This is a genomic window from Shewanella woodyi ATCC 51908 (assembly GCF_000019525.1).
Lineage (GTDB): Bacteria > Pseudomonadota > Gammaproteobacteria > Enterobacterales > Shewanellaceae > Shewanella > Shewanella woodyi.
On the sequence record NC_010506.1, the window covers coordinates 1,025,254 to 1,039,539 of the forward strand.

12 protein-coding genes are annotated in these 14,286 nt (G+C 45.6%); 1 reads left to right on the plus strand and 11 read right to left on the minus strand.

Features of this window, described 5'->3' with window-relative positions; translation table 11 throughout:
- Window positions 1–8 precede the first annotated feature (8 nt).
- From SWOO_RS03840 to SWOO_RS03890, 11 genes are all read right to left on the minus strand, one after another.
- Window positions 9–197 (minus strand): hypothetical protein, encoded by a 189-nt coding sequence (locus SWOO_RS03840; protein ID WP_012323393.1) that lies wholly within the window; start codon window positions 195–197, stop codon window positions 9–11.
- A 2-nt stretch (window positions 198–199) separates the two neighbouring features.
- Entirely contained in the window at window positions 200–874 is a 675-nt protein-coding gene (locus SWOO_RS03845) for a hypothetical protein (protein WP_012323394.1), read from the minus strand.
- A gap of 3 nt (window positions 875–877) precedes the next feature.
- Complete coding sequence (locus tag SWOO_RS03850; RefSeq protein ID WP_012323395.1) at window positions 878–1,753, minus strand: hypothetical protein; 876 nt, start codon at window positions 1,751–1,753, stop codon at window positions 878–880.
- Window positions 1,753–3,150, minus strand: a complete 1,398-nt coding sequence (locus SWOO_RS03855) for a Tad domain-containing protein (RefSeq protein WP_012323396.1) — start codon at window positions 3,148–3,150, stop codon at window positions 1,753–1,755. The genes SWOO_RS03850 and SWOO_RS03855 overlap by 1 nt, the downstream gene beginning before the upstream one ends.
- A gap of 90 nt (window positions 3,151–3,240) precedes the next feature.
- Window positions 3,241–3,531, minus strand: coding sequence for a Flp family type IVb pilin (locus tag SWOO_RS03860; protein WP_012323397.1), 291 nt, complete (start codon window positions 3,529–3,531; stop codon window positions 3,241–3,243).
- A gap of 75 nt (window positions 3,532–3,606) precedes the next feature.
- On the minus strand, window positions 3,607–3,870 hold the full coding sequence (locus SWOO_RS03865; protein WP_012323398.1) for a Flp family type IVb pilin: 264 nt from the start codon (window positions 3,868–3,870) through the stop codon (window positions 3,607–3,609).
- A gap of 118 nt (window positions 3,871–3,988) precedes the next feature.
- On the minus strand, window positions 3,989–4,621 hold the full coding sequence (locus SWOO_RS03870) for a response regulator transcription factor (protein WP_012323399.1): 633 nt from the start codon (window positions 4,619–4,621) through the stop codon (window positions 3,989–3,991).
- A gap of 330 nt (window positions 4,622–4,951) precedes the next feature.
- Window positions 4,952–6,463 carry a M16 family metallopeptidase gene (locus SWOO_RS03875; protein WP_012323400.1) on the minus strand — a complete coding sequence of 504 codons (1,512 nt, stop codon included), beginning with the start codon at window positions 6,461–6,463 and terminating at the stop codon, window positions 4,952–4,954.
- Window positions 6,460–7,911, minus strand: coding sequence for a M16 family metallopeptidase (locus tag SWOO_RS03880; RefSeq protein ID WP_012323401.1), 1,452 nt, complete (start codon window positions 7,909–7,911; stop codon window positions 6,460–6,462). Before SWOO_RS03880 ends, SWOO_RS03875 begins: the two co-directional genes overlap by 4 nt.
- A 66-nt stretch (window positions 7,912–7,977) precedes the next feature.
- A complete protein-coding gene (gene norR, locus SWOO_RS03885; RefSeq protein WP_041417942.1) occupies window positions 7,978–9,534 on the minus strand; it encodes a nitric oxide reductase transcriptional regulator NorR in 1,557 nt (518 codons plus the stop codon).
- 173 nt (window positions 9,535–9,707) lie between these two features.
- Window positions 9,708–11,996, minus strand: coding sequence for a nitric-oxide reductase large subunit (locus SWOO_RS03890; RefSeq protein ID WP_012323403.1), 2,289 nt, complete (start codon window positions 11,994–11,996; stop codon window positions 9,708–9,710).
- A gap of 518 nt (window positions 11,997–12,514) precedes the next feature.
- Here SWOO_RS03890 and SWOO_RS03895 point away from each other — a divergent pair.
- Window positions 12,515–14,245 carry a potassium/proton antiporter gene (locus SWOO_RS03895; RefSeq protein ID WP_012323404.1) on the plus strand — a complete coding sequence of 577 codons (1,731 nt, stop codon included), beginning with the start codon at window positions 12,515–12,517 and terminating at the stop codon, window positions 14,243–14,245.
- Window positions 14,246–14,286: the final 41 nt, after the last annotated feature.

A 14,286-nucleotide genomic window follows, 5' to 3' on the forward strand; every position in this document is an offset into this window, starting at 1 on the left:
AACCTAAATTAGTTGGGTAAGACTGAAAGAGACTTGCTGTACGCAAAGGCGGTATACCACTCTCGTAAAGTTTCGATACAGAGGTCCATAACGTCGCTATTATTATCTATTGGTGTTAACAGGGCGGCGACTAACGCCGCACATACAACTAAGTACTCGACACTAGCTTGGCCTCTTATTTTTGATGTTTTAGGCATCCTTAAAGTCCTTCCTTGACCTGATTTGCAACAATGTATATGACTGATTTTTTTGTGTTAAAGCTGATATCTACTAGGTTAGAGCCTTGGCTCATCTGTAAGGCTGCTTTTCCCGATTGAGTGTCCAAAATGGCTGAGTTTTCAACCCACCCCCTTTGTTGAAAATGTCGCCTATAGAAGTGATAACTAGAGGCTAGGCTGTTAGGGGTTGACAGTATTAATGTGCGGCCCTGTTTGAATATATCGTTGGATTTGATATCTGAAATTAGTGTTGATCCATTTGGCTTAGGGAACTGGACCTGATTATTCTTCTCAAGCTGACGGTCTGTGACATTTTTGGTGACTCCCACATAGGTAATAACGCGGTCATACTCTTGATGAATACGTGCCGTCAGCAAGAAGGGAGGCTGCATGCTGTTAATTACATAGTCGCCGTTGAACATCTGGGCATCGAAGCGCTCACTCTTCTCCTCCCACTGCTTTTTAAAAAAACTGGCGATCATCATCTGGCTCTGCTCATCTTCCATCACCCAAGTTTTCATCGGGTAACCGTGATAGAGCATGGAGTCTGCAACCACCTGAACCTCGGCAGTATCGGGGAACTCAACTTCCGGCCAGTCGTCGGCGAACAGATATGGAGAGGTAAGAAGAAGTACTAATGCCAAATATTTTTTCATCTGTTAACCTCCACAGTTAGCCGTACCATAGGTACATAGTCGGTTAGCAGGAAGCACATCGGGGCTCACATGACCCAGTTTGAGACTACTTGGGCGAAGATCTTTACCGAAAGGGAGAATGCCCATTAAGCGCTGAGCTGTACGTATTACGCCATTGTCCATCACGTTAGTCAGTACCAGTTTTCGGGTTCGATTTTTCACATGATAGGGACCCGCTGCATTCCAGCCCGATGCGAGCAGGGCGCTTTGACTGTTAAAGTTCAGGTCTAACTCGTCAAAGGGTTCTATATAGAAGTTCTCAACTTGAGTACTAACGTTAGTGCGATAAAACTGATCTCTCTCTAATGAGAACCCCATAAAAGAGATAACGCCTAATGCTGTACTGGTGGCACCGTTTAAGACCCCAGGGAGCCGACTTCCATTGCTACTTCGAGTAAACCGGTCGAGCTCATCACTATTATTTGGGTTGTCTTGATTAGATTTAACTAAAGGTTGTAAATCCTGCGCAGCTCCCTGCTGCACCTGATGCTCAACTAAAGGGTGAACATGTTCGCTCCAGTCCCATTGTTCATTAGTAGAGCTAGCAATCTGGTTGCCATCTTGTTGGTAAAAGCGCCAAGGGATCTGCCTAGCAAGGTCGGCTTCGCTTTTTCTGGCCAGATAGATACCACTTCTGCGTGGTAGTTGGCTGGGTTGACGGTTTTTCCACACCGTTCTTTCCCATGCACTGTAGTGAGATGCCTGCTCAGCTCTATGTTGAATGCCTGTGAGCTTGGACATAAAGGGTAATAAGATAAGTAGAGGCACGATGACGTAGCTTAATCCAACTACTGACTCTACCATTGCTTGCCCCCGCTGCTTTGTATTAAACCTATTCATTACAAAAACCTAGTTATTGCTAAGACGGCACTGCGTTCAGTGTTTGTAGAATCGGATAGCCGGGTTTGCCAGTAAGGATTGTAGAGATTGCCATACTCATGGCGGCCATCGGCTCGACTCCAAGATGAGGTCCGGGCCATCAAGTCGTGTGGTCGTGAGTAGTAGACCTGCGCTGCAGAAAGGGCGGTCATTCTGTCACCTAGCATCTCCTCATTGGTGGCGGGGTTTGTGTGCTCTTCACCTGCCGTCACAGTGCTTGTTGTGCGCACACTGTTTTGAGGCTTGGAAACAACAACGGCGATATTCCGTCCGCTACTTCTGTTATTTCCTCTCTCAGATAGGCCATAGAAAGGTTGGATACCACTGTACCAGCCACGGGTTTCCTGATCGTAACCTGCATACCTTGCCGCGGTTCCATTGGTACGCCGGCTTGACCCCCAGTAATTTCTATTCCCTATTCTTCGGATATCGGCTCTGTTATCTGAGCGCGTGCCTCCCCAACCTAATGGGGTCTCTCTATAACCTCTCCAGCGACAACCTGACCAGCTACAGCGAAACTTTGAGAGGTGAAAACTGATGGTATCCATTGAGGTCCAAGTTTCCGCTTTGCTACTGTCTCTATCATTGTTTGAGATCAGCTCACTGCCGCCTGTTTTATAGGTTCTCCAACGGATTGGGAAAAAACTAAGCGACCAAGGAAACCCCAATTTATAGCTGCGTTTTTTCGCGAAGGGATCACGAGAGTTCATGGTTACCGTGATGAAATCTTTAAATTGCTTCGACTTGTTTCTGTGGGAGCCACGGGTATGGCGTTTTTGGAAATCAATCCAATGATCTTTTATATCCCCTAACATTTGAGGATTCTGAAGAAGATCTAATCTAGCATTGGGGTCATTTGCCTTTACTATCTTTCCAGCGGTATTAAATGAGCTAAGAAGTCCTGCATAGTGGATGATCTGCTGAGAGGTTGTGAGGGCATATAACATGGCGTTTTCAGCATAAATTAGTGCTTCGAAAACAGGTTGAGCGACTGTGTTAATCGCACCGACAGCACTTTTAATCCCAGAAAGTGCTTGTCCTAGATAGGGAACCCAGCAGAGGAAATTACAGGCATTTTCGGCAAATTTGTCGGTCATATTAAACCAAGACGAGAGTCCAACCATCTGGGCGACTGCAACCTGATTGGCAACAGATGCTCTGTTGGTGTATGCCTTAAAATTAAAGTCGCGGGCGGCGATGGTTGCCACACTGTAGGCGGTATTATCTGCTGTATTTTGTAACTTAGTGCCGTTTAAATTTAGCTGTGATGCATTAAAACTAAAAAGCACTACCATAAGTGCAAAAGACATAAGAATTAAGGACAGAACCATCGCCTGTCCCTTGTGTCGTGTCAGCATACGTCCATGCTCCATTGCTGGTTTTGTGCGATATCTACAATTCAGGTAAATATGATGAGGTTTAATGTTTTAGCTTTAGATTTCCGATACTCAATCGACACCTGTACCGCCACCTCCACCGCTTGCCCCATTGGCACCTTCGTTATAGTTACCTAAGTTGTAATCTTGATCGGCAACACCTGTTGCACTCGCTGAGGATTGCTGGGCTGCAGTGATTTGACCTTGGGAGTCTTGACCTGATACCTCAGAGGAGAGTCCGGAGACTTGATTGCGTACGGTCTGGCCAAAGAAGCTATATACGCCGATGGCTGACACAGCAATAAGCGCAACTATGATGATATATTCAGTCATTCCCTGACCGAGACTTTTAAATTTGGTCATAGGTTAAATTCCTTTTTACTAACGAGTAATATCATGAGTTAGCAGAGGGAGGGGGCTTCTGCTAACTCATCTCAGTTAGTTGCCTTGATCTGCACCTTCATTGTAATTGCCGAGGTTGTAATCTTCATCGGCATTAGTTGTTGCATCAGCAGCGGAGCCTTGAGCAGCAGTGATTTGAGCATTTGCATTTTGACCAGACATTTCAGACGATAGGCCTGCAACTTGATTTCGGATTGTTTGACCAAAAAAGCTGTATACGCCAATTGCAGAAACGGCAATCAGGGCTACAATGATAATATATTCAGTCATGCCTTGACCGCGTTGTTTGTTTTTTAACATTCCTTCTCTCCTTGAGAATATAATAATACAGTTATCCGTATATTATACTGAATGAAATGAGTCTCAATTATTAGAAAGGATAATATTAACATCGTGTATACATTCTTTCGGATAGGTTTTAATTAATCTCCATTCCTTGGTTATAGGCTAGTAATAAATGACTACGGTTTCTTATGTTGGTCTTTTTGTAAATATTTTGCATATGCATTTTTATTGTGTTAATCGAAACATTTAATTGATGGGCGACCTGCTCATTACTAAAACCATTGCAAACTAGGGATAATACCTCTTTCTCTTTTTTAGTTGTTGAGGTGATTAATAAGACCTGTCCTTCTGACAGAGTTTGTTTTTGATAGTTTAAAATGAATTTAGAGAGAGCTTCATTGCTAAAGTAAAGGTTACCTTTAAGGATCTTAGATATTGTTTCCAATAAAAGGTGAGCTGGAGCATCAGATGAGACAGATGCTCTAAAGCCAAGTTTTATAAGGGAAACTTCATCATCAATTGATAGCTTGTTACAGATGGCAATATGAAAACCATCGGAAAGCAGGCTCTTTTCAATATTTTGAATATCATTAGAAACAGAGCTCATAAAGTGCAATAAGATTTTTTGCTTCTCTTGGCAATTACTCCATGCGTTCACAAGATTCTTACTTTGATTTACTTTTAGGTTTAAAAAACCTGCCGTACTTTTCAATAAAAGTAAGTTGTTTTCTGTGAGTTTTGGAGTAAAAATTTCGCCATCAAACATCTCATTTCCTTATGACATCTAACTGATGTACCGCTGTAGTTACTAGTTCCTTGGTATTAGAAATATATTTTTCTATACCGCGAGAAGCTACTTTTTTCAGTTATTAGTGATTGTATATAAGTGTGTAACAATCGCAACAGTTAGTTAACCTGTGGTTGATCATTAGAGGAGGTGAAGTCTCTTTTTTGAGAAGAGAGGCCTTGGTTTATCATTGCTTTAGCTTGGAATTGGAGAGAAACATGACGTCATATTCAATTTCGATATTTACGTTTGGTATGGGTCGATGTTTATAAAAATGGAAATATAACCTGCTATATTCCCATAGTTATTTTATGGTTTTATTTGATTAATTGTCCACTCGGGTAACTTGTCTTCTAGGTCCTTAATTATAAGATCGACATCCCCACGTATTAATATAGTTGGAGGGGTAGAGAAAATAGTTTGAGCCATATTCTGCACAGTTTTGGCGCTGAGTTGATTTACTGTTTTCTCTTGTGATAAATCAGTGTTCTGTCTTCCCTGAGAAAGCTGTTTTATATAGCGAGAAAATGCTGCATTGATGGATTGTGATGCCAAAAGATATTTGCTCTTTTCATGTATCTTAAGAGCGGATAGTTCAGCGGCTTTTAGCTCTGACTCACTGGCGAGCGCTAAGTGATCGAGAATACCTGAGATAAAGGCGCCAGTATGTTGTCTTTGCGTGCTGCCATAAAATTTAAGCGTACGCGCTTGAGGGTTATCGAAACACCTACCATATATGCCATAGGTAAGGCCTCGCTTCTCCCTTAAATCATAATAGAGCCTGCCGGAAAAGCTCCGCCCTAGCCAGCTTGCCAACAGTTGGCAGCTAAGGGGATCGCTCTCATCTAGAGAGGGAGTGGTGTTCGTTAACTCATCATCGACTATGGGTAAACGATACCCCACTCTCACTTGAGTTTGGATGGCACCAGGAGCATCTATGATGTAGAGCTGCTTTTGCGGGTTTTGAGTAAAGACCTCCTGTAGCGGTTTGCGATAGGCGAGGTCGGCACTGACCTTCCGCTCTTTATTAACGCTGGTGGTCGGTAGGTTCAGAGTTAGCATCTTAGCTAATTCGGCCACCATGTCGTTTGTATTTGATGAAACAAGTAGATGCCAGCTGGAGCCTGCTAATAGCGCTTGTTGCTGCTCAATTAGCTCTTTTGGGCTGAGCTCATTTTGAAGGGCAGCATTATGTAAATTTAGATTATAGGGGTGGTGCTGGCCGAGTATTTTTTTTGCCCATACCTTGTCTATCTCACCGCCACTATAGGCATTGATATGTTTATTGAGTTTTAATTGCCGACGAACGGTATCGAGATCGATTGAATCGAAGGCGTCCGTTTGCCAGCTGCCCATCAATAGTGTCAGGGCCTGAACTGCTTCTATTTCTGGGCAGGCCAGTTGTAAGGCGATGCTGTGCATGCCAGCTTGCACTCGAAAGCTCTCGATACAGGAGAGTTTTGATGTCGCAGCTAGGGTGTAAGCTCTCTGATAGAGGGCGCTGCTGATCAGATCAATATTGTTAAATGGGTGCTTGGGATTAACAAGTACCAAACTGAGGTAGGTTAATTTTGATCGACTCGGCGGGTACTGATGTAGGGCGACACTCTTAGTGAGCTCATTCACCTTCCATACGTTATCATCTATCTGACCTAAGTTGACTTGGGGGGCACCATTAAGCCCTTTGAAATCAGATATAACAGGCTCTTTGGTGTCAGTGAATACTAACTTGGTCTGTTGGCAAGCTGACAGGCTAATTGTTAACAGTAAGCTGCAGATGAGTGCATTGGCCTTGGACAATATCAAAGTGCTTTGCTTCATAAAACACTCTCCTCAAGACTGTTACTCACGCTTTCTGGTAAAAACTCAAGCAGGGCTTTTGTCCATCTTATATACCAAGGAGGCAGAAGATCGAGTCTGACGTAACCTTGGTTAAAGTAAGTGTTTGCCACTGCTTGTATCTGCTCATTTGTGACTGCATTAATTCGCTCCCATGGGCCTGTTAATGGAACTAGTTTATCCCTTGCTTGGGTGGCAGAAAGATGACGGGCGAGTCTAGATGGTTGATCAAGTCGTCGAAGGCTTTGGTTAAGCCAGTTGGCTTTTAGCTGTTCAAGTGATGCGCTATCTATGCCCTGTTTGGCAATATTACTGATCATCTGCTGCACATTTTTTGTTAGTTGATCGAGCGAAGCTCTGGCTCTGGGAACCACCACTAGATTGCTCACCCCCATTAGCTCCATAGAGAGAGGAATAGAGTATGTGAGTAGTTGCTCTGGATCTGTCAGGCCGCTTTGTTTAATTAAGCTGGCGCGATTTTGAAACAGGTAAGCCTCCAGTAGTGTAACTGCTTCTGCGTCTTTGTCTTGTTGCCCTACAGTGTGCCAAGCGAGTAAAAGGGCGGGCCAAGGACCACGATCGTCGATGATCTCACCGTGGACGTATCGGTTTTCAAGTTTTATTGCAGCTTGTGAGTCTGCTGCTGTTTTTTCTGGGGGCTGGGAGAGAGGCTGCCACTGCCCAAATGCACTGTCTATCCAGCTATTTGTCTCCTGCGTGTAACCGCCGACTATGCTTATCTGCGCGGCATCGGGGCGGTAATGATGTTGATGAAAAAGAGTGAGCTGCTTGACCGTTGCCTTGCTTACATCCTCTTTACTGCCGATAACCGAATGGCCATAAGGTGTTCCCTTAGCCTGTGTCAGTAGAAACTCCATAGCATCACGCACATAAGCTTGATTATCTATGGTGGTCGCCATCTCCTCCAATACTGTAGCCTGCTGATTTTTAACGGTTTCAGGTGTCAGGTTTGGGCGAATAAAACGGTCGGCTTCGAGCCAAAGAGCAAGCTCCAAGGCTTCCGATGGGAGGGTGAGATAGTAGTTAGTAAAATCGAAGAAGGTTGAGGCGTTAAACTGCCCACTGAGGGCGCTCATGGTCTGAGCATAGCTGTCGCCGGGAGCATTTTCACTGCCCTTAAAGAGCATATGTTCAAACAGGTGAGCGTAGCCAGTTTGTCCAACTATCTCATCTCTGGATCCGATACTAAATTGGGTGGCAATGGAAACACTGCGACTAGATGGGATAGGCAGTAGCCTAAGCTGGAGACCGTTATCCAGTTCTCGGTAGGAGATAGTCTGCTCTAGGGAATAAAGAGGAGCTGCCATCTGCGCTAACTCGTGTCCATGGCTCTGGTTTGAGAGCAGTGCAGTTAAGCCAAATAGGAGGTACTTGTTCAGGGGAAGACTCCATCGCCATAGGTTATTCATATTTATATCAGCTTTACCGAAATAAGTACCAGATATTTAATGTAATTGCTTATATCCTCCCCCCAATTAGCTCTTTATCTCCAGTCGTTTCGCTAGTCTGTGTAGGTTGCCTGGGTCTACTTTCAGTGCACGAGCGGTTGCCGCCCACTGCCCATTGTGACCATTTAAAGTATGCAGAATAAAGTTGGCCTGAAACTCATCGGTGGCACGCTTTAAGCTAGTGGCTTCGCCTGTCTCATCTGGGCTAAATTTGTTGTTTTTGCCGAGTAAACTAGGGGGCTGAGGCAATGAGTTGGACTCGACAATATCAAAATGTTGTGGATGGATCTTTGTTAGGCCATCGCTGGTTTGTGCTTTGGCTAAAACGGCGGCGCGGTGCAGCGCATGTTCCAACTCCCGCACATTTCCCGGCCATTGGTACTGCTTAAGCAAGTGCAGACTGGCGGGGGTTAAGGTTAAACTTGTTATCCCTAGTTTTTGCCTACAACGCTCGACAAAATAACCACTTAAAAGAGAGATATCCTCGCCTCTGTCACGTAGCGCAGGCACCAGAAGAGGGAATACGCTGAGCCTATGGTAGAGATCAGCGCGAAAGTTTCCGGCTAAGATCTCCTGTTTTAGATCCTTGTTGGTTGCGGCGATAATTCTAACATCGACTTTACGACTGCGATCGTCGCCAATTTTTTGCAGATCGCCATATTGAAGCACCCTCAGCAGCTTTGCCTGTAGATTAAGTGGCAGCTCGCCTATCTCATCAAGAAATAGCGTGCCCTTATCTGCCAGTTCGAACTTACCGCTTCGATGGCTGATGGCCCCTGTGAATGCCCCTTTAACATGGCCAAAGAGTTCGCTTTCGGCAATCGACTCAGGTAGTGCTGCGCAGTTTAGGTAGACGAGGGATGACTTTTTACGCTCAGAACCTAAGTGAACGGCTTTAGCGACCAGCTCCTTTCCTGTCCCTGTTTCACCTAAGATGAGTACATTGAGATCGGTAGAGGCGACGACATTAATCTCATGGGTGAGAGCCTGCATATTGGCTGACTGGCCTATCATCTCTACATCGTCTGTCATGCTGACATTCATCACACTGTCTGAGTTTTGTGATTCCAGAGCTAGCTTCTCTAGCTTATCTATCATCAAGGCATTATTGAGTGATACCGAAGCGATTGCGCTTAGGTTGCGTAGTTCGCTATTGGTGAAGCGGTCAAACTGTTGAGGATCGAACCCGTCGATGGTGATGGCACCGATTAGTCGCTCATTGGCATATAAGGGGAGACCGATGCAAGCGTGTACTTTGAGTTCATCTCCTTGATTTGGGATCAAACCATCATAGGGATCGGGTAGCTCACTATCCGATGGAAACCTCACTATATCTCCAGCTCGTGCGATCGCTTCAAGCCTTGGATGCTCCTCGACTAAAAATCGTCTGCCTAATACATCTTCATTGAGGCCATTGATGGCAAGCGGGGTAAACTGCTGTCCCTGAAAGGCGAGGAGGGCGGCTGCATCACAGTTAAGGTTTTGCCTAATAATATCGAGAAGACGAGAGAAACGATCTCGATTTGATAAGCCTGAGGTGATATCCAGCGCGATTCGAGTTAACTCTGTTTGACTCAATGTCATCTTAGATCCCTGGGCATGCATGTCTGCTCTCCGGCTGATTGGTTTGAATATGACCATAGGTATAGTATGTCATTTTGACAATCATTGTGATGAGTTTTGACAAGGGTTAATCGGATGAAGGATTTTTGATTGAAGCTGCTTAAGGAGTCTAGTCCCTTAAGCAGCGAGTGATGTTAAAGGTTGGCCGATAGCCCCTCGGGATTTTGAGCCAGCTTGCGCTTACCTAATGCTTTCTTGATGATATCGAATAGGAAGTAGCCGAGCAGTATGCCGCCGATCCCAAACAGAATGTCACCAAACATACGCATCCAGACGAGTGTTTCAACCAGTGGGCTGTGGATCACTTCAGGGGAGCGAGCAAACCAATATCCATGCTCCAGTACAGCGAAGAACTGCACTATGCCGACCGGCAGTAGTGACATCACTATCATGGCTGCAAGTCCAATATTCAGTGTCCAGAACGCGCCTTTAAGCAGCTTCTCATTCCACTGCATCTGGCCTGATAAGCCTCTTAAGCAGAAGAGCATCAATCCGATACCCAACATGCCATAGACTCCCATAAAGGCACCGTGGGCATGAGTGGCTGTGGTGTTGAGCCCTTGGATAAAGTAGAGGGCAATGGGGGGATTAATTAAGAAGCCTAAGATCCCTGCGCCAACTAAATTCCAGAACGCGGTGGCCACAAAGAACATAATGGCCCACTTGTAGCGGCTCATCCAAGGCGCTGCTTTACGAAGGCGATAACTCTCCACCGCTTCGAAACCGATAATGGCCAGTGGAACCACTTCTAGCGCTGAGAATATGGCGCCCCAAGCGATAACAGAGGTGGGTGTACCGGTAAAGTAGAGGTGATGCAGGGTGCCAATTAAACCGCCTGTGAGGAAGATAACTGTCGCAAACAGGACGGCGGCATTAGCACTGCGGGTGCGGATAAGGCCGAGACGGACTAACATCAAAGCGATAACTGAGGTGGCGAAGGTCTCGAAGAAGCCCTCAACCCACAGATGTACCACCCACCAACGCCAGTACTCGGCAATGGCTAAGTTAGTGTGTTTGCCCATAAACAAGCCTGCTCCATAAAAGAGACCGATGGCAACACATGAGGCGTAGAGTACCCAGATCACTGGGCGCATCTCCCCCTCTGTTTTTAGGGCGGGTCGTATAGCGGCGGTAACAAGAGCCAGCCAGATAAGCAGTCCAGCTAATAGCATGATCTGCCAGACACGGCCTAGGTCAATATACTCATAACCTTGATGGCCGAAGAGGAAGTTCATATCCAGACTGAAATACTGCTGAACACCTATCCACTCACCTGCCATTGAGCCTAGTACCACAACAAGAAGCGCTACCCAGAGGATATTAACCCCTAAACGCTGAAATTTAGGTTCATGACCTGAGAGCGCTGGGGCGATATAGAGCCCAGTGCCGAGCCAAGCCGTGGCTATCCAGAAAACTGCGAGCTGGGTATGCCAAGTTCGTGTGACTGAGTAGGGGAGGATCTCAGCTAAGGGGAAGCCGTAAAACTCTTGCCCCTCTACGGCATAGTGAGCTGTGATCCCACCTAAAACAATCTGGAGTAAAAACAGCCCAATTGCGGTGACAAAGTATTTCCCTACCGCTTTTTGTGAAGGGGTTGGTTTGTTGAAAAAGAGTGGATCTTGCTCTGCTGGAGTTGGCAGAGGCTCATGCTTGCCACTGGCGTGATGCCAAACAAGAGCTCCGATGCCAGCAATTAAGGTGATAATGCTTAAAATAGACCAGACAATATTATCTGATGTCGGTAGGTTGCCTATTTGTGGATCATAAGGCCAGTTGTTGGTGTAGGTATAGCTTTGATCTGGACGCTCTGTTACTGCGGCCCAAGCTCCCCAAAAGAGAAAAGCATTAAGCTGCTCACGGCGCTTTAATTCGGGAATCGTTCCCTCTTTCATCGCATACTGTTCCCGTAAACTTGAGAGCTCAGGATCACTGCCGAAAAGAGACAAATAGTGAGCAGATACCTGTTTTATCGCTTGGATACGGGTTTGAGATAAGCTAATTGAGGTATAGCCATCGCTGGTTTCAACCACACTGTTATGGCGCATATCCTCTCTGAGGAGTTGCTCTAAGCCTGCCTTTGTTTCACTGTTTAGCGATGAGAAGCTTTGCTGATAGCGGTTATTTGCTGTGATATCTAGCCAAGCCTGTGCTTCCTTATGCAGCCAGTCGGCGGTCCAGTCGGGGGCGACATAGGCTCCATGACCCCAGATAGAACCGAGTTGGTGGCCTCCCATTGAGCGCCAAACAAGTTGACCTTGCTCTATGTCATCTTGGGTAAAAACAACCTCTGCGTTTGTGCCTGTAAACGCATTGGGGATAGGAGGTTTCTCACGGTATATCTCACTTCCTATACTCAAAAGTACAGTGAAGGATGCAATTAGCACAACAATGAGTGCTATTGCGGTCAATTTTTGCTTACTCATATTACCTCTTAGCCCAGTTCTCTATTTTGGTGATAATGAGTAATTACATTTATTGTGCCATTTATTAAGCTGTTGAATTTAAGTGTTTTGTTTTATTTGTGTGCATTTATAATGTGTCATTATGACTATGATTTTTATTGTAAAAATGACAGTTAGTGTCTAAATGACAGCTACCACTTTGAATATCAATATGACTGATAAGGGTATAAATGTGGGGTTGGTAATAAAACTGCATTAAATCCTGAGTAAAATTTAGTTAAGTGTCAGGTTTTTCTATATTAACCTTAGCTATTAATGACTTTGTTGTTTTATTTACCATTTGATTATTAATACATTTATTTTAATTTGTTGGTCTTGTGTTTGTATTTTAGTGTTTTCGTTAAGATTGACTAATTTTAATCTAATTGTCCACTCAAGGAGGGCTGATTAATGTATAATGCTTCGCGGTATCACAAAGCGTTTTAGGAGTACCCTGTCGGCTTTGGACACTGAGGATTAACAGATTTAGGGAGTTCATTATGAATGCAGAAACAATTAACCATCTCTTTTTGATCGGCGCATTCTTAGTTGCGGTGAGTGTACTGTTAAGTGCAGTTTCATCACGAGTCGGCATTCCTATTCTATTGGTGTTTCTTGGTGTAGGTATTCTTGCGGGGGAAGATGGCCCCGGTGGCATCCATTTCAATGATTACTCAGTCGCTTATCTGGTCAGTAATTTAGCCTTAGCGGTTATCTTGCTCGACGGCGGTATGCGCACCCGAGTGTCCAGTTTTCGTGTGGCGCTTTGGCCCGCACTCTCACTTGCTACCTTTGGGGTGGCGATTACAACAGGCTTAACTGGCTTAATGGCCGCTTGGCTGTTCGACTTGAACCTGCTTCAAGGTCTTCTCATTGGCGCTATTGTTGGTTCGACTGACGCCGCAGCGGTTTTCTCCCTGTTAAAAGGTAAGCGTTTAAACGAACGTGTTGGCGCGACACTTGAAATTGAGTCAGGCAGTAACGATCCTATGGCGGTCTTTCTCACTGTGACCTTGATTGCCATATTGGCCAGCGTGGGAGACGGGTTATCAGTCAGCTTTATGGCTATGAGCTTTATCAAGCAGTTCGGCATCGGCGCACTGATGGGAGCGGGAGGAGGTTGGCTGTTATGGCAGCTGATTAACCGTACTCAGCTAGCCGATGGCTTGTACCCTATTTTGGCCCTTAGTGGTGGTTTGATTGTCTTTGCCACATCAAACTATTTAGGCGGCAGTGGGATCTTATCTGTCTACCTTGTGGGGCTGCTTTTAGGAAACAAAGCCACCCGTGGTCGTCATGCAATATTAAATGTGCTCGATGGCATGACCTGGTTGAGCCAAATCGGCATGTTCCTCGTGCTGGGCTTGCTGTTAACACCGTCTGAGTTAACCAATGTGGCGATCCCCGCATTGGCCTTGGCTTTTGGTATGATCTTGTTTGCTAGACCTATCTCTGTGTGGCTAAGTCTGCTGCCCTTTAAGAGCTTTAGTGCAAAAGATCGCTGGTTTATCTCTTGGGTCGGTTTACGTGGGGCGGTGCCGATCATTCTGGCTGTGTTCCCTATGATGGCAGGTTTACCCAATGCCCAACTCTATTTCAATGTGGCCTTCTTTGTGGTTTTAGTCTCTTTGCTGGTTCAAGGTTGTTCGCTGGGCAGGGCGGCAAGACTAGCAAAGGTCGACCTGCCTCCTGTGCCTAGCCCGATCTCGCGTGCTGGATTGGAGATCTACCCTAAGAGTGAGTGGGAGCTGTTTGTTTATCACCTCAGCGAAAACAAATGGTGTGTCGGTGAGCCATTAAGAAAGCTCAATATGCCCAAAGGAACCCATATTGCCGCGCTATATCGTGGTAATGAGATGCTGCACCCATCAGGAAGCACCATATTAAGCACCGGAGATATACTCTGTGTGCTCGGTCATGAGGATGATCTCGATGCATTAGGCACGCTATTTAGTGAACCGCCAGTGACAAAAGCCTTGCCTCGATTTTTTGGTGACTTCTTCCTGAGTGTTGACATTGAGCTGTCGGCCCTTGCACCTATGTATGGACTCAAGCTGGATGAGAAAGTGGCCAAGATGTCAGTGGGTGAGCTCATCAATGAGCACTTGGTTGGCGAGCATGTGTTAGGGGATCAATTTGAGTGGCAATCTCTGCACTGGATCATCTGTGAGCTGGAGCAGGGCGAGGTGACCAAAGTGGGAATACGGCTCCCCTCAGAGATCACGACATAAATCCTATTCGCTAAATAGAGCTATTAAAACAGTCCCTAAGT